Genomic DNA, 3,875 nt, shown 5'->3' on the forward strand with positions numbered 1-3,875 from the left:
GTAATCTGCCTGGGTAACCTGGCTCAGATCGACACCCCCTATCTGAGCGCCCTGAGCTCAGGCCTGACCTACATGACCGAGCGCTTCAAGAGTTTCCGCCATGGCGGGCACATTCACCTACAGGGCGTCCCACGTTCTGTTCTGGCGGAGTACGCAGAAGCCAACCTTTAACGGAGTCTTACGAAAAAATACAGCAGGACATAGTTGCATCGCCTAAGCTTGAGCCAAGCAGACAGGTGAACGGCTATGTCCATTTTCGCAAAAACAACCATACCGATTGTTCTGATGGCCGTCGTGCTTGCGGTGGCCTCCTTCTTCATTCAGCGACATCTCATTTTCCCGGCGTTCGCCACCATAGAGCGCGACTCTGCCCGTGACCAGATAGACCGGGTGGTCAGACGTATCGAAGCCCAGCTCGAAACGATTGAGTTCACCGTTTACGACTGGGCGGCCTGGGATGACACCTATGAATTCAGCAATGACCTTAATCAAAGATATGTCACGTCGAACCTACAACCCGACACCTTTGAAAACTTCGGCTTTGAAGTCGCCCTAATAATGGACAGGAATGGCAACTCCCTTTGGGCAGGGGTGTTCGACTACCGTTCCGGCGAGGACATTATTGATCGTACTGAGTCCCACCAAAGTGAGCTTCTTGCAGCAGCCAGCGACTACACCGAAAACATCGATCTTTCGGCCGACGTCGACGACCAGCGAATCAGCGGCGTATTTCCCCTGAAAGGCGTCCCGGTGCTTTTCTCTATGCGCCCTATTGTAAGAAGCGACGGTACGGGCGAACCAAGAGGCTTCCTGCTGTTCGGTCAGTTTCTGGACCAGCATCGAGTTAACACGCTGGCCGAGCAGATACTCATGAGCTTCGAGCTATCGCTTCCGACAGAAACACAGAAAGGCTCCGACAACTCCCATTACCAAATCAAGCCGATTGACGATAGCCGGTTGATGGCTCAAAAGTCTATTTACATTGACGGCGAACCGGCGCTGAACGCAAGTACCGAAGTTACCCGTAGCATCAGCCAGTTGGGAAAGAGCATCATACGGTACGGGATGCTACTGTTCGTCATACTGGGCGTGGCGATTGCGATCACTCTGTTCATCGTGTTCCAGATTACGGTGGTTCGCCCCATCCGCGACCTCAGAACCGACATTGCTAGTATTACGGGCTCCATGGATTACTCCATGCGGGCCCAGATTCGCAATCAGGATGAAATCGGTGCGCTATCGAGAGATTTCAACACAATGCTTGGCCTAATCGAAGCCAATAATCAGGAACTGAAGCAGTTGTCAGAGACTGACCCACTGACTGGTCTCTTCAACCGACTGGCCATGGATAAAAAGCTGCAGCAAGCCTGGCACCTATTAATACGAACCAGTGACCCACTGACCGTAATGCTGGTCGACATTGACTATTTCAAAGCCTACAACGACCACTACGGCCATCAGGCAGGCGATGACTGCCTAAAAAAGGTTGCTCAAATTCTGCAAAATGCCGCCAAACGCGATTCGGACATGGTTGCGCGCTACGGTGGGGAGGAGTTTCTGATTGTATTGCCGGGCACCAGCCGAGCCAGCGCCCAGAATATTGCCGCTGTTCTTCAACAGCACATCCCTGAGGAGAACATTGAACACAGCGCAAGCAGTGTCGACTCGCGGGTCACCGTCAGTATCGGTATCGCAGCTCAGGTACCCTCTCCAGCTGAATCCGTTTCGGAGCTGATTGGCGCTGCAGATCGTGCGCTCTACCAAGCCAAGGAGAACGGCCGGAACCGAATAGAATAAGACCGCACAGAGAATTGTGCGGCCTTATTCGCAGGAAACACCGAACCTGGGTCAATCGCTGGCCGGGCTTTCCTTCATGGCCGCGTTCATGCGGCGACGCAGCACCGGACCCACCACATAAGGCAACACCAGGCTCAGAGCGGCAACCAGCCAGAAGCTCTTGGCCAGGGTGCTTTCCCACAGAATGCTCCAGTCGCCGTCCGACAACACCAGGGCATGCCCCAGGTTCTTCTCCATCTCCGGTCCGAGCAATAGCCCGAGAATAATCGGCACCACCGGAATTTCCAGTTTGCGCAGGAAATAACCCGCCACGCCAAACGCCACCATGAAATACAGGTCGAAGGCGCTGTTGCTGATGGAATAGATGCCCACGAAGGCCACCATGGTCACAATGGGCAGCAGGTACATGGGCGGCACCGACAGCAGGCGCACAAAGAAGCCAACCAACGGGATGTTAAGCACCAGCAGCAGCACATTGCCAATCAGCAGGGCGGCAATGACGCCCCAGACAATATCGGCGTTCTGGGTAAACATCAGCGGGCCCGGTGTGATGTTCAATGAAATCAGCATCGCCAACAGCACCGCGGTGGTACCGCTACCTGGCACGCCCAGGGTCAACATGGGTACGAGCGCGCCTGATGAGGCACCGTTGTTGCCCGCCTCAGGCGCCACCACACCCCGGATATCGCCCTCGCCGAACGTGCCCTTCTTGCCTATCACGCTCTTTTCGAGGGTGTAGCTGATAAAACTGCCCAGGGACGCACCGGCACCCGGCAGCACGCCGGAAATGAATCCAAGCACGCCGCCACGAAGCTGGGTGGGAACCGTGGAGACCAACTCCTTGAAGGTAAGGGTCAGCTTGCCCACGTTCATTTTCTTACGCCCACCGCCCATGCGCGACTCGACGAAGAACAACAACTCCGAAATGGCGAAAAGGCCAACAATCGCCAGGATGAAATCGATACCCTCGTACAGCTCCAGCACACCGAAGGTGTAGCGCTGGGTGCCGGTGGAGATATCGATGCCCACGGTGGAGATCATGATCCCCAGGGTCGCGGCAATCACCGTCTTCATCGGGTTCTTGCCGGTAATACCACCCAGGGTGGCGAAGGCCAGCAGGAACAGCGCGAAATACTCCGCCGGGCCGAAACTCAAGGCAAACCTCGCCAGCACCGGGGCAAGCATGATCAACCCGATGGTGCCGATCAGCCCACCGGCAAAGGACGCAATAGCAGAGATCGCCAGCGCATCGGCCGCCCGCCCCTTTTGGGCCATGGGGTAGCCATCGAGGCAGGTCATCATCGCCGGTTCGTCACCGGGAATGTTGAGCAGGATGGAGGAAATACGGCCGCCATACATCGCGCCGGCGTAAACCGATGTCAGCAGGATCATGGCAGTTTCCGGCGGCAAGCCAAGGGTAAACGCCAACGGGATGAGGATCGCCACACCGTTTGCCGGCCCCAGGCCGGGCAAACAACCAATCAGGGTGCCCACGAAAGCACCGAAGAGCGCAAACATCAGGTTGTACGGTGTCAGGGCAACCGCAAACCCCTCCATCAGAAAACCGAGCGTTTCCATCAGTTCACCTCCAGGATGCCAGCAGGCAAGCTCAACGCCAGGCCATAGTTGAACAGGACGAACACCACCACGGCGCTGATCAGGCCCGTTAAAAAGGCATTCCTGGCGGGCGCGCCCATGCGCCAGCTAAGGGTGCCAACCGCCAGGGTTGTCGAGATGACAAACCCCAGGGGCTCAAGCAGCATCGCGTAGACCACCAGCACAACCAGCGACACCACCAGCTCAACTGCGGACCGGCCCAGCGGCCACTGGGCGTCGGGGTCCGGCTTGACCATCAGGTAGATGCTGCCGGCAACCAGAACCACCGCAAGGATGGTTGGAAAGGTTTCCGGCCCAACGGTTTCGGCGCCGCCAAACGGCTCGGGCCACTGCTGTGCAACCCAGCCGTAAGCCACTGCCAGAACCATCAGGCCCAGGCCAAGAAGCCGATCACCCAGGCCTGTCATTTCAGCAGTCCTATTTCGCGGGACAGGTTCTCGATGTCCTTTACCTGTTGCTCG

General features: G+C 56.9%; 3 protein-coding genes and 1 pseudogene. 2 read left to right on the forward strand and 2 right to left on the reverse strand.

Annotated elements, in window-relative coordinates:
• A pseudogene (locus B2W52_RS18350) lies at positions 1-171 on the forward strand (PhoH family protein); the annotation flags it as partial.
• 114 nt (positions 172-285) lie between these two features.
• The gene (locus tag B2W52_RS18355; protein ID WP_273069248.1) at positions 286-1,797 is read left to right on the forward strand and encodes a sensor domain-containing diguanylate cyclase; all 1,512 of its coding nucleotides are present in this window, start codon (positions 286-288) and stop codon (positions 1,795-1,797) included.
• 51 nt (positions 1,798-1,848) lie between these two features.
• On the opposite strand, the gene B2W52_RS18360 is transcribed toward B2W52_RS18355, so the two are convergent.
• Both B2W52_RS18360 and B2W52_RS18365 read right to left on the reverse strand, forming a co-directional pair.
• On the reverse strand, positions 1,849-3,375 hold the full coding sequence (locus tag B2W52_RS18360; protein ID WP_036204071.1) for a tripartite tricarboxylate transporter permease: 1,527 nt from the start codon (positions 3,373-3,375) through the stop codon (positions 1,849-1,851).
• The gene (locus B2W52_RS18365) at positions 3,375-3,821 is read right to left on the reverse strand and encodes a tripartite tricarboxylate transporter TctB family protein (protein WP_036204068.1); all 447 of its coding nucleotides are present in this window, start codon (positions 3,819-3,821) and stop codon (positions 3,375-3,377) included. The genes B2W52_RS18360 and B2W52_RS18365 overlap by 1 nt, the downstream gene beginning before the upstream one ends.
• Positions 3,822-3,875: the final 54 nt, after the last annotated feature.

The organism is Marinobacter sp. UBA2498, assembly GCF_002341575.1.
GTDB lineage: Bacteria > Pseudomonadota > Gammaproteobacteria > Pseudomonadales > Oleiphilaceae > Marinobacter > Marinobacter manganoxydans.

What these genes read in the sequence shown, in the direction of transcription:
- B2W52_RS18360 (WP_036204071.1), bottom strand. Translation starts at nt 3,375, where the DNA reads ATGGAAACGCTCGGTTTTCTGATGGAGGGGTTTGCGGTTGCCCTGACA.
- B2W52_RS18355 (WP_273069248.1), top strand. Translation starts at nt 286, where the DNA reads ATGGCCGTCGTGCTTGCGGTGGCCTCCTTCTTCATTCAGCGACATCTC.
- B2W52_RS18365 (WP_036204068.1), bottom strand. Translation starts at nt 3,821, where the DNA reads ATGACAGGCCTGGGTGATCGGCTTCTTGGCCTGGGCCTGATGGTTCTG.